Raw genomic sequence first — 24,419 nt, 5'->3', positions numbered from 1 at the left:
ATATAAAAGATACCGTCAACCAAAGCACTGACAAATTAAGAGATTACAAAATATTTGTTTCTGACAAGGCTATCTCCCTGCTTGATATAGGCATGTATAAAAGTTCAAAAATATTTTTAGTGGATAAAAGCTCATCAATAGATAAGCAACTATCGTGTGTATTAAAAAATATGAAGACAAACGACTTCGCTTCAAAAAATCCATCTAACTGGGAAGCCATCGATATACATATTTATAGTTCCTGCATCAACGAACCGATCTATGCTGGCAATTTGAAAATAGATGGACTTGTATATGATGGCGATTCAGATACCATCCTACAGAAATATAAATTTATATCTAGTGACGGCTTTCCATTATTTTACTTTGACAAGTTGTCCTCAGTAAAAATAACGCCTTCCACAGATGAAAAATCAAAGCTACATACCATTTTATACACAAAATCGTTACTAATTAAATCTCTGGATGATTCTCGCATGGCGGACTGTCAGTCATGCCTGATGATTCTAAATGAGTTTTCAAGAAAAAAAACAAATGCAATAAATATAGACCCCAAAAATCAAGTTATAGTTAGTGACGCTTTTGGTGGAATATTACTGTTCGATAAAAAACCAAGAGCATATACACCATAACCCAAAATATTTTCATGTGTTGGAGTGAGTCGGATAATAGTGTTGACTGTGATCAATTAAACTTCGCCGTGTAGTTCACCAAACACAGAGTCGGAACAGGCCATTGAACGTTATTGAACTCGCTCCATATGGGCGTCTATGCTGCCGCAACAGCTTATTTTTATAAGCACTAAACCCTACTTCACCTGCATCTAAAACAGCAAATGAGTCCACATGTTTTAATCACATCACTTGTAACTATGATCAGTACTTGAATGCAGAACCACTTTCTCATCAACAACTATCTTGTTCACATATCAACTATTGACGTCATAACCTCCCCCTCCTAACCCCATTAGGGATGAATACTATCTCCATGATCGGATATTCTATTATTACCATATACTTTCCAAAAATTTTCCATAGGTACCGGTTTGCCAAAGAGGTAACCTTGCATGAAATCAATTCCACGAGCCTCTAATAAATCTCGTTGAACTGAGTTTTCCACCCCCTCAGCAACAACTTTCAACTCTAACCTACTGGCCAGATCGAGTACATTATCAACGATATGTGTAGACATTTTTTCACTTCCCACTTGCATCACAAAACGCTTGTCTAGCTTGATAATATCAATGTCAAATTCCTGTAAATAAGCAAGATTAGCGTGACCAGTCCCAAAATCGTCAAGTGCAATAACCACCCCTAACTCTTTAAGTTCGGTAAATAAACGACATGTCACTTCATCAGGTGTAAGTAACTCACGCTCAGTTACCTCCAGCACCAAAGTAACAGGCCGGTCTGTAAAACCAGCAAGAAAAGCCCGACAATCGTCTACGAGAGTTAAATCATGGAAGTGACTTGCCGTAATATTGAATCCAAAGTGAAATCCAGATGGCAATTTATGTGCAATAGGGCTGAAATGACGTAGAACCTCACGCATCAAAGCTTGTGTCATCGGAACAACCAATCCACTTTTTTCGGCTAGAGGTATAAAGTGGTCTGGCTGGACAAGCCCTTTCGTGGGATGCAACCAACGTACAAGCACTTCACATCCAGTGACCAAGCTCCCAGACTGTCCTACTATAGGTTGCAGGAACGCGACAAACTCACCATCTGTTAAAGCTCGACGCAATTTTTTCTGCTCAGGATCTGGAGACTGAATGTAATACACAAAATGACAACAAAGACCAATAAAAAATAAACTCAAGCTCAAGAAGAAACTCATAGCCTTCTCTCCCCGAAAAAATTATGGATAACCATCTCTGCTAAACACATTGTCCATCTAAATGATAGGCTCCCCACCTTTTGGCCATTTGCCATATCATCGCGTTGGATGCGTTGGATCATTATTATTTGCAATCTTCTTCTATTCATTTTTAGCGGCATCTCGCCCTCCACTCTAGTCCCTGCAATAACAGGGGGTTTGATTCAATGAACAAAGAGTAACCAATGCATCGAACACTTGATACTTCCAAACAATTCCCAAAAAAAACTATATTATTCAACATATTGTGGCTTATTGTGATGTGATAGAATCAATCATAATGATGACTCAAGCAACACCTGACATTGGGCTACCCTTCAGTTACTGTGGACTTGTTCCCGATATTGGTGTGATATTGACACTGCCTGCTACAGGGTATCCTTCGTCGAATCCCACCGGGTAATACTCAGTCTGTATAAAGACCGAGTACTACAGCCTGGTTATTCCAACGACTACCTTATATCATAACAACACATCTGTTTTAGTGGTGGAGTATTTCATTCACACGAACCGTACCATTTAACGCGGAATAGAACTAATGAGTCCAGTATTTAATCTGTGAGCGGCGTAATAGCAATAGTTGGTGGGCCTATGGGGGATTAATTGAAATTACGGGGCCTATGAATATAGCATTGATAGTTAGTCTCACATGGTTGTTTTAATTTATTTACTAACTGCACACTATGTTATTCATGTATTACTTAGATAAACACTGTTCATTAGATTCTGGATTGGCAAGTACCAATCCATATCGAAAATCACTCCGATTTTATTTTCTCGGAATTAAGATATTCCTAAAAAACTTGCATCGAAGCATGTCCTACGGATTTGAAATTAAGCGCTGAGACATTAGCCTCAATTGTAACCCGCACTGTGTTAGTTGTGCGCGACAGAAAAAATACAAAGCCAACGTCTAGCTTAAAATAATATTATTAGTGAGCTGCCAGCCACAATATGTATGGAGATGGTATTCACCTGACAGTTGCCCACAAAAGGGAGTAGTCATACGGCTTCAAACCGAATAATAAAACGGTACCCCTACCGTGTTATCTGGAGTCACCGTATGGCCACGAGCGATAAAGTAGCACGTCGTAAACTCAGCCTGCTAGAGATCGCCAAAGAGCTCAATAACGTCAGCAAAGCCTGCAAGCTCATCGGCTACAGTCGTCAGCCGTTCTACGAAATTCGCCGTAATTACCAGACCTATGGCGCCGAAGGCTTGCTCGACAAATTGCCCGGCTGTGAAGGGGCCCATCCCAACCGGGTCGCGCCCGGAATTGAGCAGGCCATCCTCGATGACTCCCTCACCAGACCAACTCATGGCTCGCTGCGGGTCGCCCAAGAACTGGCTCTGCAAGGTATCAACGTCAGTGCCGGTGGAGTGCGTGGCGTGTGGCAACGTCACGACTTGCTCTCCAAACACGACCGCTTGTTGCGCCTCGAGAAAACGCACCGGGAGCAGACCATTGAGCTCAATGACGAACAGATTCGCCTGTTAGAGCGCTTCAGCCCCGAGTTTCGCGAACGCCAGATTGAGGTTCACTACACCGGAGAACTGGTGGCTGTCGACACCTTCTTCGTCGGCGCGCTCAAGGGGGTTGGCAAGGTGTATCTGCAAACCATGCTGGACTGCTACAGTAGCCACGCCAGGGGACGGCTCTACACCGGCGTTGTTTCCCAAATCAGCCAGCAAGTCATGACGTTCCCAGCCCCGGGTGAGCGCTATACTCGGGGCTTTCTGACAGGTAGGCCAAGGGCATTCAGTTTGTTCATCGCACACACGTAGGCCATGACCTCTCCCACTTGGCCGTTGTAGTTACGCAGACTGATTTTGCCCATCATTAACTGCTTGAACCGATACATCGCCGTCTCTGCCAGCGAGCGACGGTGATACCCGGAGTGTTGCTTCCAGTGCGCCAGCCCTTCCTTGCGCATCACCAGCACGGCCTCATTTCTTGGGTGCCCCTTTTTCCAGAGTCCCGCGTTCTTGCGAGGCGGGATACAGGCTGTTGCCCCTTTGCGCGAGATAAGCTGATGGCTGGCTTTGCTGTCGTAGGCACCATCCGCATAAACACGGCCCAGCTTGCGCCGCAGTGGATTGAGTAAGATTGGCAGCACCTCGGCATCATGGACATTCTCCAATGACACTTCTGCTGCCACGACATCGTGGGTTGCCGGGTCTACCGCCAAATGCAACTTGCGCCAGACTCGGCGCTTTTCGGCGCCGTGTTTCCTGACTTTCCACTCGCCTTCGCCAAATACCTTCAGGCCAGTCGAGTCGATGACCAAGTCGGTGATACGCCCCTTGGCGGGCTGTCGATAGGCCACTTTCACCGTGTGAGCGCGCTTGCTGACACAGCTAATGGGATGGTCGCCCCTCCTAAACCGGCAGCACCTGTGCCAACGTGTGGGACGATACATTCATCAATGTGAGTGGAGCGACCAACCTGAACGTTAAAACTATCGGGATCGATTTAGCGAAAGCGATTTTCCAGATACACGGTGTGAACGAACACGGCAAGTGCCTGTTTAACAAGCCGCTCAAGCGGGCACAAATGATCAGCTTTTTTGCCAATCTGCCACCCTGTCTGATTGGCATGGAAGCCTGTAGCAGCGCCCACTATTGGGCCAACAAACTGCAAGGGCTAGGACATACCGTCAAACTGATGGCCCCGCAGTTTGTTAAACCCTACGTGAAGACCAACAAGAACGATGCGGCGGATGCTGAGGCGATCTGCGAAGCGGTGGGCCGTCCGAACATGCGGTTTGTGCAAATGAAGAGTAGTGAACAGTTAGCCGTCCTGGCGCTGCACCGCGCCCGACAAGGCTTTGTTAAGGCGAGGACCGCACAGGCCAACCAGCTACGCGGTCTGCTGGCAGAACACGGGATCATCATCCCTAAAGGCATTGCCCACATTGGCAAGCATCTGCCCGAGATCCTAGAGGAGTGCGAGAACGGGTTGCCAGGGACGTTTCGGCAATTGCTCGAGCGTCTGGGGGCTCATCTCAAGGCGCTCGACCGGCAGGTTCAGGAACTGGAGGTCCAACTCCAGAACTGGCACCGTGAGAACGCCGCCAGCAAGAAGCTGGCGCTGATCCCGGGCATCGGCCCGATCACCGCGAGTGCCTTGATCGCCTCCGTCGGAGACGCAAAAAATTTTAAGAATGGCAGACAGTTGGCGGCGTGGTTGGGACTGGTGCCACGCCAACATTCCAGCGGTGGCAAGCAAACATTGCTGGGGATCAGCAAACGCGGCGACAGCTATCTGCGTACCCTGCTGATCCATGGTGCTCGGGCTGTGCTCCGGGTAGCTGAGCGCAAGGCGCAACACGCAGGCAGTTGGTTAGCAGGGGTGATGGGGCGGCGCAATCATAACGTGGCCGCCGTGGCACTCGCCAACAAGAATGCCCGCATAGTCTGGGCATTGCTTGCTCAGGAAAGAGAATATGAAGCTAATTATGGCGTGGTAGCCTGAACAACAAGTGTCCCGCGACACCAACTGCGTAGCGACTCTAATAGTAACTGATATCGATGAGAACAACCGATTGCACAGGCAATCATGACGTGATGGCGAGACAGGTCAGACCGTGATGGGGAAAACCCGTGGACTACAGGGCTTTGTAAGAGCGAACAGCTGATAGAGGTCCCCATCAGCGAATTCCATTAGGGATAGAGGCGCTAGCCTCGATTGAAATCCGGATCTATGGCTGCAATCTCCACCTGACTCACTTTCATGGATTGAGGGCTTGGCAAACCGGGGCGACCATCTATGTAGTCTGGTGCGCACAGCGGTACATTCATCAACTCGAACAGGGAGTCGAGTAGCCCCTGAGTAGCACGAAGCGTGAGGCTGAAAATCCCCTTGAGCATCAGGAATGTGCAGATGGTCTGGTCGGTGTAGAGCTGGCTGCGTCCCCGTCGTCCATGATGGTCGTGGTGAAACCAGTTGCGTATGGCCTCGACATCAACCCAGAAGGTGAGTGAACCAAGGTTAATCAAAGACTTGTTGTATTGAGGCCAGTTGGTGATGGGGTGAAGCGATGTGCCCATGATGCAGACTTGAAGAGGATGGTGGTGATCAGATCACCAAGTCCTCAGTTAGTTCCATTCAAGCTGCATCGATTTGGGAAACAACGCCCTCTACACCAGCAAGCTACCGGTGACCTCGGTCCATGTGCTCAATGAAACGGTACTGCCGTTTTTCGAGGCTCACGAGGCTCGGGTCTATACCATCTTGTCGGACAACGGGCGAGAGTTCTGCGGGCGCGCTGACCATCATCCCTACGAGCTGTTTCTGCAACTGGAGGGAATTGAGTACCGGACAATCAAGGTGCGCAGGCCACAGGGCAATGGCTTTATCGAACGACTGCATCGCACACTGCTGGATGAACACTTCCGTATCAAGGGGAGAACTACCTAGTATGAGTTGGTTGAGCAGATGCAGACAGACCTAGATAGCTATCTGGCGCACTACACCACATCAGGGCAGGATGATGGAGGGTCAGACCCCCTACAGCATGTTCAAGAAGGGTCTGAAATTGATACCGAAGGAAGTGCGCACTTAAAGTAGCGTAAACAAGACACCGGTTTGAGGCCGGTGTCAGGTGATAACTAGATCTGTACAGTTCTGTCTGGTATTCCAACCAGTTTACAGTCCTTGGGTTAATCACATAGAACGGTTGTGGCACAAGTTACATGAAACCGTCACGCGCAATCATCAATGCAGAGGAATGGCCAGCCTGCTGGCCCGAGTGAAACACTTCATGGATCCCGTGTCTCCTTTCCCGGGGAATGGCTATGGCGCTGCGAAGGTGTAGCACTATTGAGATCAGTTATTTAGCCAGCGTCTGGGGCGGCGTGGATCCCAGTTATCAATAGCTTCACGTAATCGTGCATCCAAATCCTCACGCTCTGCGTCTAAGTCTTTTATGGCTGGCATAGGGATCGGCTATGAGGAATTCGGGGTTGACCGTGGTGCTGGCTACCGGAATCAAACTGGTGACCAACTGATTACAAGTCAGTTGCTCTACCTACTGAGCTAAGCCAGCATTATGCGCATGCTAGAGGATGTTTTGAATAATGTCATTAGGGCTGACCTCGGTCATGCGACAGAATATTCCGAAAGTTTATAATCCATAGCGACGAGACCTAGCATTAATTGAGCCATGGAGCGTGTAAACAGAAAGGCCACACCGTGAGGGCATGGCCTTGTCTATTTAGATGAGGAAGTCATCCAATTGACGGCCTTGCTCGAGTTGCTCAGCCAGGAACTTGGGTGTACGGCCCTGACCGGTCCAAGTTTTCTCTACGCCATTCTCAACATAACGGTATTTGGGTGGGCGAGGCACTCGTTTGGCTTTAGCCGCAGTCGCTGCTGCCGGGGCACTGCCGACCAACTCAGTCGGGTCAATGCCCGCTTGGGCCAACATAGCTTGGAACTCAGCCAGCTTTTGCTGGTGCTCAGCATTTGCAGCTTGCTCTTTTTCAGCCAGTTCCAAGCGCTCCAGATAAATCGCTTCGATTTTCTCGTGAGCTTCTTTAACTTGCTCCAGAGACAGCTCGCGCATTGCAGCGCGCAGACTGCGGATATTCAACAGCACTTTCAAAAACTCACTCATTAGATGCTCCAATTCACGCTTTGAATAAATGATATATAGGCTTTAAGTCAGGTATTCATACACAAACTACCTTCGCATTCTCCTGTCGTATTCAGCATTAATCAAGTCTTCAATCACGTTGTTGAGATTTTTGTTATCAACTTCCGCCAATGCAGATAACTTTTTTTTAGCTTTAGTGCTGAGTAGGTAAGATGATGGCTTTCGCTCCTCCTGCTTCTCTAAATACCTTTTCTTTGCACAGGCACGAGACAGGTTTGTCATCAATGACTCTTTTATTAAATCACTCTGTAACAAGTCATAAAACAAAACCAACGCATCACTGTGAATACCTTTCAAGTCAGCTGATGACTTGCCTCCAAGACTTATCCATTCAGGTTTATTCCCTTCTAGATATTTTCTTTCCAAGTATCCCCAAGCCCACACCACCTTGTCATCATTGCGACTGACCCAATCAATCATTTTATAATCACGTTCTACGACTTTCCAACGCGCTAGATGAGTTGAAAATGTAGCCTTGGGGAATACTTCGATATCCGCACAGCGTTCAATATACGTTACTAGGTCTGCCTTGGATAGGCAGCTGTCAAGATCGTCTCGAAATGAACCACTCCTCACATCATTGAAAAAGGCCCCTCCAAATATCTGATTGTGAGATGATTGCTCATACGACTTAATTGCAACGCGCATGGACGCAAAGGTGTATCGTCGTGCTCGTTTATCCTTAAGTAACAAGGATAGGTCTTTGCTGCTTGTTACCATCTTTTTATATATTTGAGACATGAAGCCTTTGACGCAAGAAGGTATATCGAGCCCAGCTTCATCAAAGTCCATACATTGAGAATGCATGAGATCAATAAATAACTTCTTTTGTCCACGAGTGTCACTGGTGATGTCGTATACGAGAGAATCTAATTCTGACCTCATCTCACTGAGAGATAATCTCCTTGTATCTTTGCATCTTTTCAATGGATAAGTAAATTCATTGTAAATTAACGCATTATAAAGATAGAAGGCCTCTCGATCACTCCACTTATAGCTACTCATTCCTATTTACCAGCAATAAAGAATTTTCATAACAACTACTGCCAACGAGAATGAATGTCAATATAAAAAACACAAAATGCAAACGATTTTTATTTGATGTTCGATGCTTTTTTTAGTGGGATTCTTAGGGTGTTTTACAGGCAAGATGAAACGCTTGGCACTTGAGCTGAAGGGGGGTAAGCGGAAGCTTCTGCCGCCTCTTCTATACAAGGAGATTAATGGCCTATGAGTCGGTGTTTTCTCGCCCTAACTACACGTGCATCCAATAACGCTATTGGTAGCGTAAAGAGGTATGCGGCTAAAAAATTACTGCATGGATTATCTACTGAGCAAAACCCAACCCTCAGGAGTACATCCATGAACAACACCATCAAAGTCTTGCGTATTAAAGACCTCATGAGCAAAATCGGCATGGCCCGTTCAACCATATATGACCGTATCAACCCAAAGTCACCACGCTATGACTGTAACTTTCCAAAACCCATCAAGCTGGGTTTGTCCGCCGTCGGCTGGTTAGAGCATGAAATTGATGCTTGGGTCGAAAATTTGATAACCCAAAGAGAAGTCTAATTTACCCTTCATTATCTCCATAACTTACAACCATCAAAAAGAGCATACTAATACCTTGAAGGATGGTAATAATGTATTTTCTGCTTATATATGGAAATCCATGTTTCAAGCCATACATCGGGAGACTGAGCATTAAGGTATATTTATTATTGGTCATTACATTCCATTGAATACTACACCAGTATCATTACACCCTACTCATTACTACATATCTATCCCATTAGTTACTACAACCATTCAATAACCATCTCATCATCCACCATTAGGTGGTGATACCAACCCTCACCACTTATTCCCTTCCCCTGATATACGCATGTGCCTATCACATCGCGTAGGGGTAACCTTGCCTAAAAAAGAGGTTCTATGTTTAATAAGACAAGACTAATATCCATCATTGCACTTGTGAACAGCTTAAATGCTGAAACAGCACCGATGGTATCTTTGATAACCACCGCACCAAACAAGCTGTGTTTTACCAGCGAAACAAAAGGATTGCTCGATGTATTGGAGGATGCTGATGACTATTTCTATAGTCATACTGACATTTCATCTTCACATCCTACGGTGGCATTGTTTTTACGCCACATGCAAGGTGTGCATGGGTTAGCACAAATCAAGCTACGGGGATTAGATGAAGAGACTGCACATGTAATAGCGCGTGACATTAATCTGGCGTTGAGCGCATTTCACCAAGCGCTGTATAGCAAGGAGCACCAGAAGCGGCTGGATAACAAATTAAGGGCTGCCCCCCGTAACAGTCAGAGTCTTGATAAATATATCCCGACGCTATTTCTCAAGTATTCCAAGCTACTGTTCATCCGCTTGGACCTTGGCTACAAGGAGAAGGTTTACAGTCGGCTAACGCCCGAGACGGCGATGGAAGATCGCAGGCGCTATCTGGCCATCATCAAGCGACAATTCCCTGGATTGGTTGGATATATCTGGAAGATGGAATATGGCCAAGACCGGCGCTTTCACATGCACACCGTATTCATCTTCAACGGCGCTCGTCATCAGCAGGATCGCTCACTAGGCCGATTACTGGGAGAGCACTGGGAAGAGTACACCAATGATCTTGGCACCTATTTCAACTGTGCCCACCTTCGTGAGCACTACCAAGCACGGGGAATCGATGGGATAGGCTTGGTGCATTGGGATGATGAGCAGAAGCAGGAGAAGCTGTTAAAGGCGCTCGGGTATCTGACCAAGCACGATGAGTTGATGCTGGCCACGCTTCCCTCTGGACGTCGTACCTTTGGCCGCATGGAAATACCTGAAGCGAGTAATCGTCGCGGTCGCCCACGCATCCGCCGTTCAGGGTTGCCGGTACTGATCTAGTTCGATTGAAAAAGATCTCAGACAGATATTATCAGGGGAGAGTAAACAGATATCGCTGTAAAGCTGCTTGGGAGCGCCATTGCGGCCTCCCAAGTTATCGGTCCTGGTATCGGCATCAGTTTGTCATCGATGCTCACACAGAGCCATTAAGGCGCTAATCGCGCCACTAGCTTATCAACCACCTCCAGCACCAGCTCTCTATCAGCAGCCTTGAGCTTGGCCAATTGCTGGCTGAGCACAATACCTTGTTCGGTAGGGCGGTTGCTGGTTTCACGCAGGAAGTCTGCCAGCTCACACTCAAACAGCTGAGCGAGCTCTGCCAACCGCACCACGGTAGGCACCACTTTTCCCCGCTCCATCCGGGAGACCGCTTCCATCCCGATATCCAGGTGCTCTGCGACTTGCTCCTGGGTCAGCCCCGCTTGTTGGCGTTGCCGTCCAATCGCTTTACCTACGCTCTTGGCCAGCTCTTCAAAGTTGACGTCTGTCATAAGTCCTCCATTCAACCTGTATGGTTGACCGTGGACCCCATTGACATTAAGGACCTATTGAGATGAGGATCATCCAATTAGATCTAATTTATTGAAATGCTCGGACCTACGCTGAAAAAGGAGTCTTCAACACGACCTAACCCTGAACCGCTTTCTTCAGTGGCGCTTGGCTAACTGCCAGCGCACGCGCTGACATCATCTGTATGACCCCGCTTACCCGAGAGGCTTACCTCATCGGCCAGGCACCCTTTTGTCTTTTTCATGTCACAGGAGACCACACATGAAACGCTACCTTATCGCTGCTGCAGTGCTTGCTGCCTCAGCGGTTATCTACACCAGTGCCTCTGACGGCACCAAGGCGTCACCGCCGGAATTCAAGCTCGACCTGTTCTACAACTCACTGGGCCGACCCCAGCTACAGGTAACGTCCCTCAATGATGCAGTCACCATCAAGAAGATCCTCATCAACCGAGGAAAGTGTGTGGCAGTCGGTCCCTACGGGGTAGACCGCACGTTCCCGGTATCACTCAAATACAGCCAGCGAACCCAGTTCGCCCTTATTCCGGGCACCTGCAACTTGCTCGAAGCCACCGTGTTCACCGACCAGGGTGAGGCGGCCTACACATTCCAATAGGAGAAGCATCCATGCCATTAATTCTGCTGTGGGTGGGACTGGCGTTACTGCTGGGCTTTGTTGCCGCCGGTAACGGACGCTCATTCTGGGGCTGGTTCATTCTCGGGTTAATTATCGACCCCATTCTGGCCGGACTGCTGTACTGGCTTATTTGCAAAGACTGATGGAGAGACACATGACGACACTGTTCACCCGGACACTACGAGCGGCCACGCTGGGGCTGCTGCTCAGCTGTTCGATGGCAACCTTCGCTGCCGATGGCGTGCTGGAGATTGAGACAAAGGTGCCTGCCAGCCTGAGCGGGAAGCTGAGCTACGCCAGCATGAAGTACTGGGTCGAGGTGCCAGGGCAAGGGAATGTTGAGATATGGACCGATGATGAGGCTTACGCCGCCTTGATTGACCTGGTGGGGACACAGGTGTCGCTTGAAGGGGCCATGGTGACCTTCACCGATGGCAGCGTCTATTTTCAGCCCAAGCTGGCGAAAGCATCAGCCGGATTTACGGTGCGAAAGAATGATGAGGTGAACTTCGATGTACTGCTCAATGGTGAGCTACTGACTCATCACGACAGTTATGCCGGTGTTGATGTGGCCCACCAATTTGCAATACCCGGTGGCCAGGTCGCGCTGATTGAGCTGTTCAGTGGTGGCGTGGGTTGCCCGGTGCTCTACCAGTTGGTCGTGACCAGACAAGACTCACCCACCATGATATCGACCGAGTTTGGGACGTGCAGCGACCAGGGCAAGCTGAGCCCCGAGCCCAACGGCTTTACCCTCAATCTACCCGGCAATCCCAGCGAGCGCTGGGTATGGGATGCCAGCAGCCTGACGCTGCGCAAACAATCCTGACCACCAGCCACCACACATTCACCACCATCAGGGCACCTTCGGGTGCCCTCTGTTTTATGCCGCATTTTATTAAAGGAACTGTCCATGCCATTACCACAACCGGGGGACCACCTCGTTTCCCCTCGCACCGGTTACCAGCACCACGGTCTCTATCTGGGGGACCATCAGGTCATCCATTACCTAGGCTTCAGTGCCGGTGAACTGTCCGGCCAGATAACCATCACTTCCCTGGCTGAGTTTTGCCAAGAGCACGATTACCACATCCAGCACCATGAGACTCGCGCCTACAACCGGGAGGAGAGCATCGACCGGGCCTATTCTCGCCTCGGGGAGGCGCACTACAGCACCCTCTTTAACAACTGTGAGCACTTTGTGCTCTGGTGTATCGAGGGCTTTCACTACAGCAAGCAGATTAACCAGCTGATTGCGACCGGGTGGGTGGCCCATCAGGCTCTGCGCACTGTGGCAAGTCAACCCACTACCTCAGCACTCGCAGGGCTGGCCACCAACACCATGTTAAGTACGTCAACGCGCACAGTGCTCGCGGCAACAGCGGGTTCACTGCTGAGCTCTACTGCCGCTCCCATCACGCTTTCCCTCGCCGCCACTTATGGCCTCTACCGCGCCTGGCGTTGGCTCAGGGTTTAACGGTTCTCACATTCGATATGAAAGGACACACCATGATGACCATGCCATTTCACCTGGCAGGGATGGCCCTGCCGATTTCACCCGCGCTACCTGACGTGCTGCGCAGCGTTGTGCGGGAACAACAGCTCGGCCTTACCCACCTCTCGACCCTGACTTTTAACTTTCGCAGCCCCGGCTACAGTGCCGAAACGGGTGGCGTCCATCCGGTAGAGCTGCGGCTTATTCGGGGATTGCACGGCTGGGTCTTCGATTACATCACTGACTTCAGCTATCAGGGGCTGGGCCTGGATGCTGAGCTCTGCAAGGAGCTCGACTTCAACCTCTCCTGTGACGAGCACTATCTGCAGGGTTGGGGACCGCTACCCGGCGTGGAAGCACGGGAACTGTTCGCCCTATGGCAGAGCAATTTCATTAGCTACGCCCAGTTGGGGTATTTCACCGTCACGGTCAGCGGGGAGTAGGAGGTGTGTGATGACTAACGAACTGCCGCTATCTCACTATTCACGCCAGTGGCTGGGACTGGTTGCGGCCAAGGCCAAACTGCAGCCCACTCGCCAGGGCGAGCGCTGGTTGCTGCACCTGACCCCTGATGACCCACATGCCCGCACCGTTACGCTGCATCTGCGTTGGTCTGGGGTGCAGTGGCAACTGCTCTCCCTCACCAATGCCGAGGATTGGCGCACCATGAGCCAACCCGTGGATGACATATGTGTGGACCCCACGCGTCGCTGTTTCTGGCGCAGCCAAGCAGGACCCGTCCCGCTCTCTGAGCAGCCCTGCGTGCTGGGAAGTTTTCTGAGCGACCTGCAGCGTACCTGCATTCATAACGGTTATCGTGTGGAGAGTGACTCCTTACCCCAAGAGGAGGCTAGCGATGCCCAAACATCCGATAGCCGTTGAACTTGAAGCCATCAATCGAGAGGGGGAAACACAGGTGGTGCGTGACAGTGGCCTGACCGTACAAGGCTACAGCGTTTATCTACGGGCCGTGGAAGCAAGCAGGTTGGCGCTGGCTATCCCGCTCACCGTGTTGGTCCCCGAACCGCTGATGCCGGTGAAGCAAGACCCCACAGCCACAGCAGGAACCATCACCACAACCAACTGAGCTATCTCCAGAGTTAACCAACAACCCCTCTACATCCATGTGACCTCGGCACGCCTCGCGCTGCCGGGGTTTTTCTTTTTCAGGAGACCACCATGCGTTATCACAAGCTCAAAGCCGGAGAATGCCCCGGCACTTATGTCGTCACCGAACCGGTGACCGAGCAAGACCTGCTGCGTATCGCCAACCAGATTGCCCGCAAGCGCCTGGCCAAAGGCACTGCCATCACCAGTACCACGGATGCCGCCGAGCGACTGCAAACCTTGCTACAGGACCGGGAGCACGAAGTGTTTGGCGCACTGTTCCTCGACTCCCAACATCGTGTCCTGGCCTTTGAGGAGCTGTTTCGCGGTACTCTCGACAGCGCCAGCATCTATCCGCGGGAAGTGGTCAAGCGGGCCCTGATACTTAATTGTGGGGCCATCATTGCGGTGCACAATCACCCCAGCGGTGACCCGGAGCCCAGTCACTCAGACCGGGTCTTCACCCAAGTCCTCAAAGAGGCCTTGGCGCTGGTCGATGTCCGGTTGCTCGACCACCTGGTGGTCGGTGCTGAGGGCGTGACCTCGCTGGCTGAGCGAGGTCAGCTATGACTCTAACCCCAGGTAAGCCACACCTCACCGCCCTCGATATCCTCCTCGAGCTGCGCTGCTGGCTGGCAGACAACGTCGAGATGCAGGCAGAGCCCGCCATCGTAGCTCACCTACCTAACGGCTACCTGCTCACCCAGGCTGACTGCATCGAGGCCATTGATGCGCTGCTGCATCAGTTGCGGCACTAAGGAGTGCCCAGAAGAGATAAGCACGATGCGATTACCCAATCCCTATTCCCTAGAGGCAACAATCGAGAAGTTGCGCGATGGTTTGGCCGCCACCAGCAGCGAGGAAGCGCTGGCGTTATTGGAGAAGGCGGTCACCAAGGCCCGTGACGACGAAAGTTATGCCAAGCAATTTGAAGAGACCTTGCTGCGGGGGTCTACCATCGAGATCCGCGAGTGCCTCAATTGCTTTGGCGACGACTTCGGGCGATCCCGAGATTCACCGCCCTATTACCCGCACCACGACGCCGTCAATGGTATTGATGGTGCGCTCTACACCATCCTGTTCGATGCCGCTCACCCAGAAGCCGAGCAGGCGCACGAATAACGCCAACATCCCAAACCCGGATCATCAGCACCATGATCCGGATATCTCGATATCACTCACAAGGCCACCTCACTACAGGTGGCCTTTTGCATTTCAAGGAGTCATCCCCATGTCTGCTTTCATGATTGACCGCCAGGATTACCTAGCCTTTGCCGTGCAACTACATCGCTTTTGCAATGCCCCCATGCCACCACACTACACCCTTGAGTTGCTGCGCACCCTCTGGTGGCTGCCGCCAGCAGACACGACCAGTACCTGGACATGGCGGGTCGACCGGCTGGTGCGGCTGATGATGCTCGCCAACCGGCGTGCAGTCTGGCATCGCTATCTGCTGGGACGTCAGCAGGACCGGAAGGAACCACGCCAGCACCGCTCGACCAAGCTGAGTCGGTTTAAACCTGCTCACTGTTACCACCAGACACTACTCACCGATAGCGAGCTGGTGGCGCTGTACAAACTCAACTGCTGCGCCCTGTACCAGTCGAGTGAATGGACCGGGAACCCTGAGCAAGCCCCCCGGCTGGTGAAGGTAATACAGCAGTTACAGCAGGCGCTAGCGCAAGACGTGCTGACCCGGCTGTCACTGTGGGAGCAAGCTCCCTGGGGGGAGATGCGATGACTCTCTCCATCACCCTGGCGATGACAAGCTCACCACCGAGTTCAACGGCCCACCAGGCCCAACGTATCGCAGATGACATGGCACACCTGCATCACCGTCTAGGGGATAGGGTCAGTGATGAACTGGGCATCAGCATCAGTTACCTGGTCGAACAGTTTGAACTGCTGGCAGCGGCTTACAGTGCACCAGCAGAAAGTGAGAAACATCCATGATCGAGTTCAACGACAGCTTTAGCCAGGCCGCCGTAGCGGAGGCCATGTGTGCCCATCCAACACTTGCCAAACTCATCAGCCAGCAACTGATGCTGCCGGGCTTTGCCTATGCCCACGATGTGGAGGGACGGCGTATTGGCGGCTCCATTGTTGCGCCCAACCCGGTGTTGCACAAGACCACGCTCTTTGTCAGTCCACGGGATATGCGTGAGTACCTGCCGCGAGAGATTAACTTCGCCCGTTTTCGCTGTGCCTGTAATGCAGCGGGCCAACCGGTTGGCGAGTGGCAACGAGTGATTGTCGGAGCCTACGTCAACCACGGCAGCAACGACAAGCCGGATTGGAGTAGTCACACCTGAGCCACGGCCACCAGCACACACAAGACCTCTAACAGCCCCTCACGCCGAGGGGCTGTTTGCATTTGAAGGAAGTCCAACCATGCATGACTTACGTGATTACAAAACTCTATCCACCCGGCAGATAACCGCCGCTCTTGGTCAGCTCAACCACAACACCGCGCCGAAGATAATGAGCCACCTAGCATTACGGGCTAAGCAGCCACTCCCGCTCGGTAATGGCCGCAGCCGAACCAAGGGCCTCACACTCCTGCGCCGGGTCAAGAAGGCTCTGAAGGTAGGGCGTATCCCGCTTGAGCTCACCGTAACGGGTTGCCGCATCGACCGGAGGAGCCATCAGGCTGACCGCTACTACTACGACCGAACGCTGCTGGCCCAAGGCTGGCAGCAATACGACACCGAAGACGATGCCTGGTATTTCGGCATCTGGATTAACACCGAGAAGCTGGAGACCTTTACCTACGCCGAGGGGGATACCAGCCATGTGATTGCACCGAACGTCGAGGCGTTTCGCGCTGAATTGGCGCGGCTCTACCAGTACCACCCGCAAGCCCCGGCCTTTATCAGCATCGACCCGGAGGCGGGCGTTGTGACCCACCACTTTGAAGCCAAGCCGGAGGTGTGAGATGGCTAACAACATCACTATCAAAGTACCGGGCAAACACCCGCAGACCGGTGAGCTCACCAGTTTTGAGCTCAAAGGGCAACGCATGGATATCGACATCGGCGGCCAAGCCGTGCCCTTTCTTATTCACGGGAGGGGCATCGGCACCTCGCTCACCCACATCCCGAGTGGCTACAGCATAGCCCTGCTCGGTGGCTGGCTCACCGCTCGTTACGCCATGCCTGAGAATAAGCCCAGCAGAACGGCTTGCGCCCAGATGGCCATAGACCGACTGGTGACCCAGTACGGCTCGCGGCACCTGCTGGACCGGCTCAATTGCAAGCCGGTTATCAATGAGACAGCTGACTGTGCTCGTTGACACCCCACCGTCTCGCTCATCCACAACAGCATAAAGGGCCAGCCCTTCCAGGCTGGCCCTTTGCATCACTGGAATCACCGAATATGACCCGTCTTATCACTGGGCTCGAGGTGCATCGCTATGCCCCAGAGCTCAACAAACTGCATCTGCGAAACCAGCAGACGTTACCCGCTCCCGGCATCACCACCATCAAGGAGGCCAAAGCACACCTGTTTAGCCGATGGCAGCCAGGGCATCAGGTGACCATCACCGTGAGCCATCTCGACTACGTCAATCTCTCCCTGCTTTATCGAGGGAGGCTAGTAAACCTGAGCAAACTCTCAGAGCACCTCACAAGACTGCGCCAGCGCCACAATGTACCCGGCACCATCATCGGCATTGAACTGAGGTATCGCTAATCATGACCACAACCCATTCCGAAGTACCTACCACAGAGACTAAACACTCTTTAGCTCCCCAAACCCACACGCGTGATCTCGGCACTAGCTGGGGTCTGCCACGTGATATAACACCACGCTTTGGTGCTCGTCTGATACAAAGCAGCTACCGGCTCGATTTTCTATCCGATCGAGCCAGTCTGATCGGCGAGTGGAGTCAGATTCAGATAGACAAGCTCGACGAAGCTTTCCCGGAGATCATCAAAGCACTGGAAACCAAACTGTTAACAGGCGATCTGGATGCCCAACACCAGCACTGTATCACTATCCAGCACAGAGGTTTCACCTGTGAAGCCGATACCCTAGGCAGCCATGGGTATGTCTATATCTGTATTTACCCTACGACGAACATGGGCGTTAATTATGGCTGCAAGGCATGACTATCCATCTGCTTGTGGTAAACCTACTTGTCCGTGATAAGTGTGTCTGCCGTGGGGAAGGCCAATTCTGTTGACCTTTGTCTTGCTGCCAGCGTTAACGATGGCTAGAGCCATTACTTGTTTGCCCAGTGTGGAGTTATTCGACCCTTAATCCAAATCCCACAATTCAAAAAGTAGAGGGAGGCATTTTGCCTCCCTCATGGTTCTAATTTAGACAAGCGAGCCTTGGGTTGTTCGCCATCAACGGCGTACTGTCAGCCCCAAAATGGATAAGGCTTGTTACAACGACAACCCCATTGCCTCGATAAAGCGTTCGGTGATCTGTTGCGGGCGAGTAATTGCGCCGCCGACGACGACGGCATGAGCGCCGATCTGCAAGCAACGGGCTGCCATTTGTGGGGTATTGACGTTCCCTTCCGCAATCACAGGCTTATTGACCGCCTCAAGCACAGAGCGCAGAAAGGCAAAATCATTGTCATAAAGCTTGTGGCCCCGAGTCTCGGCGGTGTAACCATGAAGCGTCGTACCGATACAGTCAAAGCCCAGTACCTCTGCATGCTGTGCCTCTTCCACGGTTGCGATGTCGGCCATCAGTAATAGCTCTGGATAGCGTGCGCGGATTGCCTCCACCATCTGAGCCAATGTCAGCCCATCGGGACGTTGATGCAATGTGGCATCAATCGCAATCATCTCGGGTGCTGCAGCCATCAACTCATCTACTTCCTGCATCGTTGCGGTGATATAGACATCAGAGCCTGGATAATCACGCTTGAGGATCCCAATGACCGGCAAAGAGACCTCCTGCTTGATGGCTTTGATATCCACCACGCTGTTTGCCCTGATAGCACTGGCGCCACCACGGGCTGCGGCCAGTGCCATCTTGCCCATGATGAAGTCACTGTGAAGCGGTTCATCTTCCAGCGCCTGACAGGAAACGATTAACTTGCCTTTGATCTGGTTCAGCATTGTACAACTCATGCTCCCAATAACTCCTCGATCTCGTTTTTGATAATGGTGACATGCGGGCCATAGATAACCTGAATGCCATTGCCCTTGGTGATCACTGCAAGTGCCCCAGTCTGCTTTAACAGGCCTTCACTGACGCTCTCCCCCTTGTGCACTGAGATACGCAGCCGAGTTGCGCAGCAATCCACATCCTTGATGTTGGTCGCACCGCCAAGTCCGGTAACAATGGCCTTGGCACGATCGACGCCGACAACTTCTATTGCTTCTTCCTGCTGATCTTCACGTCCCGGTGTTTTGAACTTAAAGCGCTGGATCATGAAACGGAATGAGATGTAGTAGAGGCAGAACCAGGGAATGCCCACCAACGGAACCAGCATCCAGTTAGTTTTGGCCTGACCTTGCAACACGCCAAACAGCATGAAGTCGATAAAGCCACCGGAGAAGGTCTGTCCGATAGTGATGTTAAGCATGTGCGCCAACATGAATGCCAGGCCATCGAAGAAGGCGTGCAACACATAGAGCGGCGGTGCAATAAAGAGGAATGAAAACTCGATAGGTTCGGTGATCCCGGTCAGGAATGAAGTCAGGGCAGCCGAGATGAGCAGGCCTGCCACCCGCTTCTTGTTCTCGGGTCGAGCGCAGTGATAAATCGCCAGACATGCGCCCAGCAGACCAAACATCATGGTGATGAAACGGCCGGACATGAAGCGGGCCGTGCCCTCATAGAACTGCACCGTATTGGGATCAGCCAGCTGCGCGAAGAAGATACGCTGGGTTCCTTCCACCAGATGACCGTTGATCAGCTCGCTGCCACCCAGTGCGGTGGTCCAGAACGGGAGATAGAAGATATGGTGCAGACCAAATGGACCGAGCATCCGCAGCACAAAGCCGTAGATGAAGGTACCAAGATAACCGGTGGCATCGACCAGCCCACCCATCCCGAAGATCAGCTTCTGAAAATGGGGCCAGACGACATACATGACACACCCCAGCACGATGGCCGCGAGTGAACAGACGATAGGCACAAAACGGGAACCGCCAAAAAAGCCCAAAAACTGCGGCAGTTGCACCTTGTTATAGCGGCTATGCAGCCAATAGCTCATCAGCCCGACCACCACGCCACCGAATACGCCGGTCTCCAGCGTCTGGATCCCGAGCGCCATTCCTTGACCTGCCGCCCCCAGATTGCCGCTCGCCAGGGTATCGGAGAGCTTGAGCAAGGTGCTGATACTGGCATTCATTACCAGATAGGCCAGCAACGCAGAGAGACCGGCGGTCCCCTTGTCAGAGCGGGCCAGCCCCACTGCAACCCCCACGGCAAACAGCACCGCCAGGTTGGCAAACACAATGGCACCGGCATCGGCCATCAACATAAACAACCCCTGTAACCAGGGCACATCAAGGAATGGATAGGCAACCAGCGTGTTCGGATTGGAGAGCGAGCCACCAATCCCCAGTAACAACCCTGCAGCAGGCAAGACGGCGATGGGCAACATAAATGATTTGCCAAAACGCTGCGCCTTTTCGAAAAACGGGCTGCTTCCCGTCTTCTCGGACAGTGACATGATAAAAATCTCCACGAGTGAACTATAGTGGTGGTAATTTTTACCAATAACGTTCGAATGTCATGATAATTATTTTCATGCCGTGACCGCTCTCACATTCATAGCGTGAATCGCGTTAAAATCATGGCAGTCTGAATCCTCTCCCCTCCGAAGGAGTTCCCATTGAATCAACCTGTAGAAGCACCACGTGTTCTCTTGCTGCTTCGTCATCAACTCGCCACATACAGCCAGACCCTACAGCGGTTGGGACAATTCGTGCTGGAACAACCCCAGCGCGTGCTCTACCTGACCATCACCGAGCTTGCCCGTGAGAGTGGCACCAGCGAAGCCAGCGTAACTCGTCTCTGCCGTGGTGTGGGTTGTCGTGGCTATACCGAATTCAAAATGGCGCTGGCTCTGGAAACCCAGCAGGAACAAGCCAGCCAACCTCAGGTATCGGCGACCAGTGCATTCAGCACTCTGATTGAAGAGAGTGTGGCTGCATTGCGTGATACTGGCGCCTTGGTCAGCCAGCAGGCACTCTTACAAAGTGCCGAACTATTGGAGAAGGCCCGCCAGATCCAGATCTATGGTGTAGCCGCGAGTGCCATTATCGGGGAGTATCTAGCCTATCGCTTGTTGCGTATGGGTATATCCGCCCAACAGTTCAGTGATATGCATCGAGCCGCGATGAACGCGACTAGCCTGAAACCGGGGGATGTGGTGATAGCGGTCTCCAGCTCGGGCTCGACCAAAGACCTACTTCATGCGGTACAACTGAGCAAGGAGCATGGCGCTAACATCATAGTGCTCAGTAATACCAGTCGCAGTCCGCTCGCTACACTAGCTGATCAGTTGCTGGTTGCTGCTAAACCGGAAGGTCCACTGACTGCGGGCTCATTTCACTCCAAAATCAGTGCCATGTTGCTAATCGAGCTACTTAGCCAACAACTATTGGAAAATAGGCCTGAGCTGGCGGGAGCTATCTCGGATAGCGCCAAGGCTACGTTGCCTTGGTTGATATAATCGCTAAGAGAGGGAAACATCATCAATACGTGGACACCTGACTGGATTGATGTCCAATGTAGTCCATCCGGGTAGTATGTCAGCTAACACCTAATGGCATACTGAATGGTATACTAGGAAAAGGAAAAAATGAAAAAGCCCAACCTAATCAATAGGTTGGGCTTGGCATATGGCGGAGAGACAGGGATTCGAACCCTGGGTGGCATTGCTGCCACAATTGATTTCGAGTCAATCCCGTTCGGCCACTCCGGCATCTCTCCGTGGGATGATTTTTTACCCAAGCAAGGGGAATAATGCAATGGAAATTTCTTACTTATCAATCGAGTGAATGCTTTTTAGCCAATCATTCCCCCTTCCTCTTCAAGCAAACCCTATCGACACCAACCAAGCCAGACAGGATTGTCTGGCCAGATAAAAAGATTCATCCATCTTGTCCTGTTCGCCATTCGAGTCAGTAGTTCACTATTTATCAGCCCCTTGCGACAAAAAGGGTGGCCGTCGCCACTTTTGGCTGGTTTACTGTCGCCTCAACGCGCTATTTGTCGCAAATAGCCTTGCGCAACAAGGGAAAAAAAGAACAGAGATGACTGTCGGGGCGTTAAGTCGAAATCACCTTGCCCCGCGCCAACCGATGGAACACCGATGCCGATAAAAACCCTCCTCTTTCTGCTGCTGGCCCTGATTTCTGCACTGCCCGTACAGGCCAGAAGCTATCCACTTCCTCCGGCTGGCAGCCGCCTGATTGGCGAGCTGGAGGATTACATTATCCAGCAGGATGAGTATCTGGAGCTGGTTGGCAAACATACCCAAATTGGTTTTTTGGCGCTGCTTGAAGCAAATCCCGGTGTTGATCCCTATTTACCCAAGCCTGGCACCCGCTTGACCCTGCCGACCCAGATGCTGCTGCCCGATGTTCCGCGCGAGGGGATCGTCATCAACCTGCCCGAGCTGCGCCTCTACTACTTCCCGAAAGGGAAGCAGGAGGTGATCGTGCTGCCCATCGGGATCGGCGACATCGGTCGCGAGACACCCGAGATGACCACCACCATCATCGAGAAAAATCCCGATCCGAGTTGGGTACCCGGTCCCATGGTGCGCAAATCCTGGCTGGAGCAGCAGGGGATCACACTGCCAGCGGTTGTGCCGCCGGGACCGGACAATCCTCTCGGCAAATTCGCCATGCGCCTGGGTTATGGCAAACGAGACTATCTCATTCACGGTACCAACAAGGATTTTGGCGTAGGCCTGCGGGTGAGCGCGGGCTGTATCCGCCTGCGCCCTGATGATATCGAGCCCCTCTTCAAGATGGTGCCGATCGGCACGCAGGTGCGGGTCATCAATCAACCGGTCAAGGTTGCCATCGAGCCTGATGGTCGTCGCTGGCTGGAGGTGCACTCTCCTCTGTCACGCACGGAAGAGGAGATGGAGCAGGGCGCGCCTCTTGTTCTCACCCCGGAGGTAGAACAATTTATTGCGGCCCCCGAAGTAGAACAGAGTGCAGTCGCTGCGACTATGGCACTGAAGAATGGCTTGCCCAAGCCCATCAGCAACTGACACTGCGCGGAGTTGCCCCAAACCATGAGATACCTGCTGCTCTTTTTGTTGTTCTCCTGCCCGTCGCTTTGGGCCAAAGACATCCTATGGATGCAAAATGGTGATCGCCTAACCGGTACTATTGAAGAGATCACCGACCAGTCGGTACGGATTGCCCTGCCCTATAGCGGATCAGCCACCGTCAAGCGTGATGCCATAAAACGCTGGCGACTCGAAAAGCAGGACAAGCCCAAGGCGACAGCCAAGGGAGGCATAAAACTGTTCGAGGATGGGAATGACGAACGCAATACCTGGCTATGGAGCAGCAGTGGCGATCTCAACGTCAAGATCAGGGACAACGACAAGAAGACCAACAATGTCAACGTCAAAGGCACGACCGAAGTGGCCAATCTCGACTGGCGTTACACTCTCTCAGGGGAATATAACTACGAGACCTCCAACAGCGTTACCGATAGTCATGACTACAAGGTGACTCCCACCCTTGACTACTTCTTCGATCAACACTGGTTCATTCGCAGCTCGATCAATGCCGAATATGACATGCTTGACGACAACTACCTGAAACTCGATTTTGGTTCAGGCCCCGGTTATCGCTTCTGGAATGACAAAAAAAGGCGGCTCGAGCTTATTGCCCAGGGAGGCATGCTGCGAGCCTACTATCGCAACAATGAGCTGCTGAGCATATTTTACTCAAGCTCACATACCATCAGCTATCCCATCGGGGAGCTACTCTGGGACTACCGCCAACCGCTCTCTTTCTGGCAGCAACCATTCGAGCTGTTCAGCAAAGGAAGCTATACCAAGTATCTGGCTCAACCCTCCCCCTATATCACTCTCAATCAGGATATCTCTGGCAGCATAGGCATGCGTTACTACTTCAACGACCACCTGCGCCTCTCGTGGAGCACTGAAGTCGAGCGAGAGGAAGGGGAGTTCAACCTGGGCCCGTTCAGCCAGTCTCTCAACAAAACTGATTACAAACACCTTCTCAGTCTGGGTGCCAGTTTCTAGGCCCAAGAGTAATCA

General features: G+C 51.8%; 30 protein-coding genes, 2 tRNA genes and 5 pseudogenes. 27 read left to right on the top strand and 10 right to left on the bottom strand.

Features of this window, described 5'->3' with window-relative positions:
* The coding region (locus AACS24_RS07780) for a hypothetical protein (protein ID WP_181364345.1) at positions 1 to 632 on the top strand (632 nt) is incomplete at its 5' end.
* A gap of 334 nt (positions 633 to 966) precedes the next feature.
* On the opposite strand, the gene AACS24_RS07775 is transcribed toward AACS24_RS07780, so the two are convergent.
* Positions 967 to 1,836: an EAL domain-containing protein gene (locus AACS24_RS07775; RefSeq protein ID WP_108573058.1), complete on the bottom strand. Its 870-nt coding sequence runs from the start codon at positions 1,834 to 1,836 to the stop codon at positions 967 to 969.
* 1,102 nt (positions 1,837 to 2,938) lie between these two features.
* On the opposite strand from AACS24_RS07775, the pseudogene AACS24_RS07770 reads away from it, so the two are divergent.
* Positions 2,939 to 3,574, top strand: a pseudogene (locus tag AACS24_RS07770) (helix-turn-helix domain-containing protein); the annotation flags it as partial.
* A 23-nt stretch (positions 3,575 to 3,597) separates the two neighbouring features.
* Here AACS24_RS07770 and AACS24_RS07765 read toward each other — a convergent pair.
* A pseudogene (locus tag AACS24_RS07765) lies at positions 3,598 to 4,236 on the bottom strand (IS5 family transposase); the annotation flags it as partial.
* A gap of 86 nt (positions 4,237 to 4,322) precedes the next feature.
* Between AACS24_RS07765 and AACS24_RS07760 the strand changes: the two are divergent.
* Entirely contained in the window at positions 4,323 to 5,351 is a 1,029-nt protein-coding gene (locus AACS24_RS07760; protein ID WP_108573069.1) for an IS110 family transposase, read from the top strand.
* A 296-nt stretch (positions 5,352 to 5,647) separates the two neighbouring features.
* On the opposite strand, the pseudogene AACS24_RS07755 reads toward AACS24_RS07760, so the two are convergent.
* Positions 5,648 to 5,926 (bottom strand): annotated as a pseudogene (locus AACS24_RS07755) (transposase); the annotation flags it as partial.
* 88 nt (positions 5,927 to 6,014) lie between these two features.
* On the opposite strand from AACS24_RS07755, the pseudogene AACS24_RS07750 reads away from it, so the two are divergent.
* Both AACS24_RS07750 and AACS24_RS07745 read left to right on the top strand, forming a co-directional pair.
* Positions 6,015 to 6,441 (top strand): annotated as a pseudogene (locus AACS24_RS07750) (integrase core domain-containing protein); the annotation flags it as partial.
* A gap of 57 nt (positions 6,442 to 6,498) precedes the next feature.
* Positions 6,499 to 6,693: pseudogene (locus AACS24_RS07745) on the top strand (IS630 family transposase); the annotation flags it as partial.
* Between the two features lie 155 nt (positions 6,694 to 6,848).
* Here AACS24_RS07745 and AACS24_RS07740 read toward each other — a convergent pair.
* The 3 genes from AACS24_RS07740 to AACS24_RS07730 all read right to left on the bottom strand — a co-directional run bounded on the left by AACS24_RS07740 (position 6,849) and on the right by AACS24_RS07730 (position 8,538).
* A tRNA-Thr gene (locus tag AACS24_RS07740) sits at positions 6,849 to 6,924 on the bottom strand.
* 168 nt (positions 6,925 to 7,092) lie between these two features.
* Positions 7,093 to 7,494: an H-NS family histone-like protein gene (locus AACS24_RS07735; protein WP_108573056.1), complete on the bottom strand. Its 402-nt coding sequence runs from the start codon at positions 7,492 to 7,494 to the stop codon at positions 7,093 to 7,095.
* Between the two features lie 66 nt (positions 7,495 to 7,560).
* Positions 7,561 to 8,538: a hypothetical protein gene (locus AACS24_RS07730; protein WP_146181473.1), complete on the bottom strand. Its 978-nt coding sequence runs from the start codon at positions 8,536 to 8,538 to the stop codon at positions 7,561 to 7,563.
* Between the two features lie 357 nt (positions 8,539 to 8,895).
* On the opposite strand from AACS24_RS07730, the gene AACS24_RS07725 reads away from it, so the two are divergent.
* The gene (locus AACS24_RS07725; protein WP_108573052.1) at positions 8,896 to 9,108 is read left to right on the top strand and encodes a helix-turn-helix transcriptional regulator; all 213 of its coding nucleotides are present in this window, start codon (positions 8,896 to 8,898) and stop codon (positions 9,106 to 9,108) included.
* A gap of 363 nt (positions 9,109 to 9,471) precedes the next feature.
* Positions 9,472 to 10,446, top strand: coding sequence for a YagK/YfjJ domain-containing protein (locus AACS24_RS07720; protein ID WP_108573050.1), 975 nt, complete (start codon positions 9,472 to 9,474; stop codon positions 10,444 to 10,446).
* Between the two features lie 146 nt (positions 10,447 to 10,592).
* Here the strand turns inward: AACS24_RS07720 and AACS24_RS07715 are convergent, their stop codons facing one another.
* Positions 10,593 to 10,937 carry a helix-turn-helix domain-containing protein gene (locus AACS24_RS07715; RefSeq protein WP_041216040.1) on the bottom strand — a complete coding sequence of 115 codons (345 nt, stop codon included), beginning with the start codon at positions 10,935 to 10,937 and terminating at the stop codon, positions 10,593 to 10,595.
* Positions 10,938 to 11,217: 280 nt separating this feature from the next.
* Here AACS24_RS07715 and AACS24_RS07710 point away from each other — a divergent pair, with 280 nt between their 5' ends.
* The 17 genes from AACS24_RS07710 (at position 11,218) to AACS24_RS07630 (ending at position 18,303) form a co-directional block, all read left to right on the top strand.
* Positions 11,218 to 11,571 (top strand): hypothetical protein, encoded by a 354-nt coding sequence (locus AACS24_RS07710; RefSeq protein WP_108573048.1) that lies wholly within the window; start codon positions 11,218 to 11,220, stop codon positions 11,569 to 11,571.
* 11 nt (positions 11,572 to 11,582) lie between these two features.
* Positions 11,583 to 11,735 (top strand): hypothetical protein, encoded by a 153-nt coding sequence (locus tag AACS24_RS07705; RefSeq protein ID WP_021137985.1) that lies wholly within the window; start codon positions 11,583 to 11,585, stop codon positions 11,733 to 11,735.
* A gap of 11 nt (positions 11,736 to 11,746) precedes the next feature.
* Entirely contained in the window at positions 11,747 to 12,421 is a 675-nt protein-coding gene (locus tag AACS24_RS07700; protein ID WP_108573046.1) for a hypothetical protein, read from the top strand.
* Positions 12,422 to 12,505: 84 nt separating this feature from the next.
* Positions 12,506 to 13,069 (top strand): lecithin retinol acyltransferase family protein, encoded by a 564-nt coding sequence (locus tag AACS24_RS07695; protein ID WP_108573044.1) that lies wholly within the window; start codon positions 12,506 to 12,508, stop codon positions 13,067 to 13,069.
* Between the two features lie 35 nt (positions 13,070 to 13,104).
* Complete coding sequence (locus AACS24_RS07690) at positions 13,105 to 13,530, top strand: DUF2787 family protein (protein ID WP_181364346.1); 426 nt, start codon at positions 13,105 to 13,107, stop codon at positions 13,528 to 13,530.
* 10 nt (positions 13,531 to 13,540) lie between these two features.
* Positions 13,541 to 13,969, top strand: coding sequence for a hypothetical protein (locus tag AACS24_RS07685; protein ID WP_108573040.1), 429 nt, complete (start codon positions 13,541 to 13,543; stop codon positions 13,967 to 13,969).
* A complete protein-coding gene (locus AACS24_RS07680; RefSeq protein WP_108573039.1) occupies positions 13,944 to 14,174 on the top strand; it encodes a hypothetical protein in 231 nt (76 codons plus the stop codon). The genes AACS24_RS07685 and AACS24_RS07680 overlap by 26 nt, the downstream gene beginning before the upstream one ends.
* A gap of 92 nt (positions 14,175 to 14,266) precedes the next feature.
* A complete protein-coding gene (gene radC, locus AACS24_RS07675) occupies positions 14,267 to 14,764 on the top strand; it encodes a RadC family protein (RefSeq protein ID WP_041216046.1) in 498 nt (165 codons plus the stop codon).
* Entirely contained in the window at positions 14,761 to 14,952 is a 192-nt protein-coding gene (locus AACS24_RS07670) for a hypothetical protein (RefSeq protein WP_108573037.1), read from the top strand. Before radC ends, AACS24_RS07670 begins: the two co-directional genes overlap by 4 nt.
* Positions 14,953 to 14,977: 25 nt before the next feature.
* Positions 14,978 to 15,316, top strand: a complete 339-nt coding sequence (locus AACS24_RS07665; protein ID WP_181364344.1) for a hypothetical protein — start codon at positions 14,978 to 14,980, stop codon at positions 15,314 to 15,316.
* A 109-nt stretch (positions 15,317 to 15,425) separates the two neighbouring features.
* On the top strand, positions 15,426 to 15,935 hold the full coding sequence (locus AACS24_RS07660) for a hypothetical protein (RefSeq protein ID WP_108573035.1): 510 nt from the start codon (positions 15,426 to 15,428) through the stop codon (positions 15,933 to 15,935).
* Positions 15,932 to 16,147, top strand: coding sequence for a hypothetical protein (locus AACS24_RS07655; RefSeq protein ID WP_108573033.1), 216 nt, complete (start codon positions 15,932 to 15,934; stop codon positions 16,145 to 16,147). The genes AACS24_RS07660 and AACS24_RS07655 overlap by 4 nt, the downstream gene beginning before the upstream one ends.
* Complete coding sequence (locus AACS24_RS07650; protein ID WP_108573031.1) at positions 16,144 to 16,506, top strand: hypothetical protein; 363 nt, start codon at positions 16,144 to 16,146, stop codon at positions 16,504 to 16,506. The genes AACS24_RS07655 and AACS24_RS07650 overlap by 4 nt, the downstream gene beginning before the upstream one ends.
* Before the next feature lie 79 nt (positions 16,507 to 16,585).
* A complete protein-coding gene (locus AACS24_RS07645; RefSeq protein ID WP_108573029.1) occupies positions 16,586 to 17,128 on the top strand; it encodes a hypothetical protein in 543 nt (180 codons plus the stop codon).
* A 1-nt stretch (position 17,129) separates the two neighbouring features.
* Entirely contained in the window at positions 17,130 to 17,486 is a 357-nt protein-coding gene (locus AACS24_RS07640; RefSeq protein WP_108573027.1) for a hypothetical protein, read from the top strand.
* 83 nt (positions 17,487 to 17,569) lie between these two features.
* Positions 17,570 to 17,884 (top strand): hypothetical protein, encoded by a 315-nt coding sequence (locus tag AACS24_RS07635; RefSeq protein WP_108573025.1) that lies wholly within the window; start codon positions 17,570 to 17,572, stop codon positions 17,882 to 17,884.
* Between the two features lie 2 nt (positions 17,885 to 17,886).
* Positions 17,887 to 18,303 carry a type IV toxin-antitoxin system YeeU family antitoxin gene (locus AACS24_RS07630; RefSeq protein ID WP_108573023.1) on the top strand — a complete coding sequence of 139 codons (417 nt, stop codon included), beginning with the start codon at positions 17,887 to 17,889 and terminating at the stop codon, positions 18,301 to 18,303.
* A 279-nt stretch (positions 18,304 to 18,582) separates the two neighbouring features.
* On the opposite strand, the gene AACS24_RS07625 is transcribed toward AACS24_RS07630, so the two are convergent.
* Positions 18,583 to 19,269, bottom strand: a complete 687-nt coding sequence (locus AACS24_RS07625; RefSeq protein WP_258223136.1) for an N-acetylmannosamine-6-phosphate 2-epimerase — start codon at positions 19,267 to 19,269, stop codon at positions 18,583 to 18,585.
* Positions 19,270 to 19,277: 8 nt separating this feature from the next.
* The gene (locus AACS24_RS07620; protein WP_108573019.1) at positions 19,278 to 20,834 is read right to left on the bottom strand and encodes a PTS transporter subunit EIIC; all 1,557 of its coding nucleotides are present in this window, start codon (positions 20,832 to 20,834) and stop codon (positions 19,278 to 19,280) included.
* A 162-nt stretch (positions 20,835 to 20,996) separates the two neighbouring features.
* On the opposite strand from AACS24_RS07620, the gene AACS24_RS07615 reads away from it, so the two are divergent.
* Positions 20,997 to 21,839 carry a MurR/RpiR family transcriptional regulator gene (locus AACS24_RS07615; RefSeq protein ID WP_219927761.1) on the top strand — a complete coding sequence of 281 codons (843 nt, stop codon included), beginning with the start codon at positions 20,997 to 20,999 and terminating at the stop codon, positions 21,837 to 21,839.
* 170 nt (positions 21,840 to 22,009) lie between these two features.
* On the opposite strand, the gene AACS24_RS07610 is transcribed toward AACS24_RS07615, so the two are convergent.
* Positions 22,010 to 22,099 (bottom strand) — tRNA-Ser (locus AACS24_RS07610).
* 382 nt (positions 22,100 to 22,481) lie between these two features.
* Here AACS24_RS07610 and AACS24_RS07605 point away from each other — a divergent pair.
* Together AACS24_RS07605 and AACS24_RS07600 are read left to right on the top strand one after the other, a co-directional pair.
* Positions 22,482 to 23,393, top strand: coding sequence for a L,D-transpeptidase family protein (locus tag AACS24_RS07605; RefSeq protein WP_108573017.1), 912 nt, complete (start codon positions 22,482 to 22,484; stop codon positions 23,391 to 23,393).
* Positions 23,394 to 23,417: 24 nt separating this feature from the next.
* Positions 23,418 to 24,404: a DUF481 domain-containing protein gene (locus AACS24_RS07600; protein WP_108573015.1), complete on the top strand. Its 987-nt coding sequence runs from the start codon at positions 23,418 to 23,420 to the stop codon at positions 24,402 to 24,404.
* The last annotated feature ends 15 nt before the right edge of the window (positions 24,405 to 24,419 follow it).

Source organism: Aeromonas sp. HMWF016 (assembly GCF_963878195.1).
GTDB classification, from domain to species: domain Bacteria; phylum Pseudomonadota; class Gammaproteobacteria; order Enterobacterales; family Aeromonadaceae; genus Aeromonas; species Aeromonas lacus.
This window is presented reverse-complemented; position numbering and strand designations above follow the sequence as displayed.

Excerpts from the sequence above, each read along its gene's own strand:
- AACS24_RS07715 (WP_041216040.1), bottom strand. The coding sequence starts at position 10,937 with ATGACAGACGTCAACTTTGAAGAGCTGGCCAAGAGCGTAGGTAAAGCG.
- AACS24_RS07625 (WP_258223136.1), bottom strand. The coding sequence starts at position 19,269 with ATGCTGAACCAGATCAAAGGCAAGTTAATCGTTTCCTGTCAGGCGCTG.
- AACS24_RS07635 (WP_108573025.1), top strand. The coding sequence starts at position 17,570 with ATGACCCGTCTTATCACTGGGCTCGAGGTGCATCGCTATGCCCCAGAG.
- AACS24_RS07735 (WP_108573056.1), bottom strand. The coding sequence starts at position 7,494 with ATGAGTGAGTTTTTGAAAGTGCTGTTGAATATCCGCAGTCTGCGCGCT.
- AACS24_RS07630 (WP_108573023.1), top strand. The coding sequence starts at position 17,887 with ATGACCACAACCCATTCCGAAGTACCTACCACAGAGACTAAACACTCT.
- AACS24_RS07730 (WP_146181473.1), bottom strand. The coding sequence starts at position 8,538 with ATGAGTAGCTATAAGTGGAGTGATCGAGAGGCCTTCTATCTTTATAAT.
- AACS24_RS07665 (WP_181364344.1), top strand. The coding sequence starts at position 14,978 with ATGCGATTACCCAATCCCTATTCCCTAGAGGCAACAATCGAGAAGTTG.
- radC (WP_041216046.1), top strand. The coding sequence starts at position 14,267 with ATGCGTTATCACAAGCTCAAAGCCGGAGAATGCCCCGGCACTTATGTC.
- AACS24_RS07725 (WP_108573052.1), top strand. The coding sequence starts at position 8,896 with ATGAACAACACCATCAAAGTCTTGCGTATTAAAGACCTCATGAGCAAA.
- AACS24_RS07705 (WP_021137985.1), top strand. The coding sequence starts at position 11,583 with ATGCCATTAATTCTGCTGTGGGTGGGACTGGCGTTACTGCTGGGCTTT.
- AACS24_RS07620 (WP_108573019.1), bottom strand. The coding sequence starts at position 20,834 with ATGTCACTGTCCGAGAAGACGGGAAGCAGCCCGTTTTTCGAAAAGGCG.
- AACS24_RS07605 (WP_108573017.1), top strand. The coding sequence starts at position 22,482 with ATGCCGATAAAAACCCTCCTCTTTCTGCTGCTGGCCCTGATTTCTGCA.
- AACS24_RS07645 (WP_108573029.1), top strand. The coding sequence starts at position 16,586 with ATGCATGACTTACGTGATTACAAAACTCTATCCACCCGGCAGATAACC.
- AACS24_RS07670 (WP_108573037.1), top strand. The coding sequence starts at position 14,761 with ATGACTCTAACCCCAGGTAAGCCACACCTCACCGCCCTCGATATCCTC.
- AACS24_RS07695 (WP_108573044.1), top strand. The coding sequence starts at position 12,506 with ATGCCATTACCACAACCGGGGGACCACCTCGTTTCCCCTCGCACCGGT.
- AACS24_RS07690 (WP_181364346.1), top strand. The coding sequence starts at position 13,105 with ATGACCATGCCATTTCACCTGGCAGGGATGGCCCTGCCGATTTCACCC.
- AACS24_RS07685 (WP_108573040.1), top strand. The coding sequence starts at position 13,541 with ATGACTAACGAACTGCCGCTATCTCACTATTCACGCCAGTGGCTGGGA.
- AACS24_RS07775 (WP_108573058.1), bottom strand. The coding sequence starts at position 1,836 with ATGAGTTTCTTCTTGAGCTTGAGTTTATTTTTTATTGGTCTTTGTTGT.
- AACS24_RS07655 (WP_108573033.1), top strand. The coding sequence starts at position 15,932 with ATGACTCTCTCCATCACCCTGGCGATGACAAGCTCACCACCGAGTTCA.
- AACS24_RS07710 (WP_108573048.1), top strand. The coding sequence starts at position 11,218 with ATGAAACGCTACCTTATCGCTGCTGCAGTGCTTGCTGCCTCAGCGGTT.
- AACS24_RS07660 (WP_108573035.1), top strand. The coding sequence starts at position 15,426 with ATGTCTGCTTTCATGATTGACCGCCAGGATTACCTAGCCTTTGCCGTG.
- AACS24_RS07720 (WP_108573050.1), top strand. The coding sequence starts at position 9,472 with ATGTTTAATAAGACAAGACTAATATCCATCATTGCACTTGTGAACAGC.
- AACS24_RS07700 (WP_108573046.1), top strand. The coding sequence starts at position 11,747 with ATGACGACACTGTTCACCCGGACACTACGAGCGGCCACGCTGGGGCTG.
- AACS24_RS07600 (WP_108573015.1), top strand. The coding sequence starts at position 23,418 with ATGAGATACCTGCTGCTCTTTTTGTTGTTCTCCTGCCCGTCGCTTTGG.
- AACS24_RS07650 (WP_108573031.1), top strand. The coding sequence starts at position 16,144 with ATGATCGAGTTCAACGACAGCTTTAGCCAGGCCGCCGTAGCGGAGGCC.
- AACS24_RS07680 (WP_108573039.1), top strand. The coding sequence starts at position 13,944 with ATGCCCAAACATCCGATAGCCGTTGAACTTGAAGCCATCAATCGAGAG.
- AACS24_RS07640 (WP_108573027.1), top strand. The coding sequence starts at position 17,130 with ATGGCTAACAACATCACTATCAAAGTACCGGGCAAACACCCGCAGACC.